Annotated in this window: 2 protein-coding genes and 1 pseudogene; all 3 read right to left on the bottom strand. The window is 72.6% G+C overall.

Going from position 1 to position 1336, the window contains the following annotated elements; genetic code table 11:
• A pseudogene (locus FV223_RS27800) lies at positions 1-271 on the bottom strand (hypothetical protein); the annotation flags it as partial.
• A 6-nt stretch (positions 272-277) separates the two neighbouring features.
• Positions 278-877: a nitroreductase family protein gene (locus tag FV223_RS27795; RefSeq protein WP_246686525.1), complete on the bottom strand. Its 600-nt coding sequence runs from the start codon at positions 875-877 to the stop codon at positions 278-280.
• A gap of 76 nt (positions 878-953) precedes the next feature.
• The gene (locus FV223_RS27790) at positions 954-1208 is read right to left on the bottom strand and encodes a hypothetical protein (protein WP_147729894.1); all 255 of its coding nucleotides are present in this window, start codon (positions 1206-1208) and stop codon (positions 954-956) included.
• Positions 1209-1336: the final 128 nt, after the last annotated feature.

The raw sequence follows: 1336 nt of genomic DNA, 5'->3' as shown, positions 1-1336 counted from the left end.
GCAGCGTGCCAAGGAGGCCCATAACGGCCGGCGCCCGATCACCGACTTCGTCTTCTCCGGCGGCTTCCCCGCGGCCGGCGAGCGCTCCGGCGAGCCGATCCGAGTCCGTGCGAAGCCGCCCGAACGTCGTGGTCGCGACGGTGCCGTCGGCGGCGACCTCCAGGATCGCCGGGCGTTCCGGCTCGGCGGTGCCCCAGCGGTCGCAGACGTCGACGCCGATGTTGTACCGGGCCGGGATGTCCCAGCGGAAGCCGGCCTCGGGCGCGTCCACCCGCGTCTAGCCGCCGGTCGCGGGGAAGCCGCCGGAGAAGACGAAGTCGGTGATCGGGCGCCGGCCGTTATGGGCCTCCTTGGCACGCTGCTCGTCGTCGAGGTGTTCCGGCGCCACCGCGCGACCCACGCCGTAGGCGGCCTGGATGGTGTGGTGCTCCGGCACGTTGAGCACCCCCGGCGCCCGCGCGCGGTCGAAGCCGCCCATGCCGTGGACGTGCCAGCCCTGGCGGTTGGCCTGGAGCTGGAAGGCGAGCGAGGCGGCGCCGGCATCGAGCGCATGGCTCCCCGCCGGCTTGAACTCGTCGCCGACCTTCATGCGCTCGCTGGAGACGAGGAACACCAGTGCGCCCGTGCCAATTGCCCATTTCTGGTTGCCCGGCAGGATCAGGCCGTAGAACGTCTCCCAGTTCGCGTCGTCGCGCAAAGCGTAGAGGAAGCGCCAGGGCTGGGAATTGTAGGAGGAGGGCGACCAGCGCGCCGCCTCGAACATCCGCATCAGCTCCGCCTCGGGCACCGCCTCGCCGGTGAACAGGCGGGGGGAGCGGCGATCGACGAAGATCGGATCGACCGCGTGGTCGGGCCGGCGCGGGTTGTCTGCGGTCACGGGCGTTGTCTCCGGATGGTGCGGCGCACTCGTGGCATCCCTTTGCACGAGCGGCGGCCCTGTCCGCAAGATCGGCCTAGCGCCGGCCGGACAGCCCGCCCATCCGGGCGAGTCGCCCCTGCTCGACGTGCCAGCGCGCCTCCTCGACGGCATCGGCGAGGCGGCGGATGCGCCAGCGTCGCCACGGGCGGATCAGCGGATGACCGGGAAGCCGGGTCTCGTGGTGGCGCAGCCGCGCCACGAGGCGCGGAAGGCAGGCCGCGGCCGCCTCGCCGGTCGCGACCTCCATCTTGCGCAGGGTCTCGCGGAGCTCGGCCTTGTGGTCCGCCATCGCCCGCACCCCGCGCCCTCGTCTCGGTCGCCGTGGTGAGAACCAGCGCACCGGCGGCGCAGGCCAGAGCGGCGATCAGCATCGGTTTCATGGTACGCCCCTTGTCCCTCGTTTCCGGTGCGCCACCC

The sequence above is a fragment of the Methylobacterium sp. WL116 genome, assembly GCF_008039455.1.
Taxonomy (GTDB): Bacteria; Pseudomonadota; Alphaproteobacteria; order Rhizobiales; family Beijerinckiaceae; genus Methylobacterium.
Note: the sequence above shows the minus strand (reverse complement) of the source record. Positions and strands in the feature narration are given on the sequence as shown.

Excerpts from the sequence above, each read along its gene's own strand:
- FV223_RS27790 (WP_147729894.1), bottom strand. The coding sequence starts at position 1,208 with ATGGCGGACCACAAGGCCGAGCTCCGCGAGACCCTGCGCAAGATGGAG.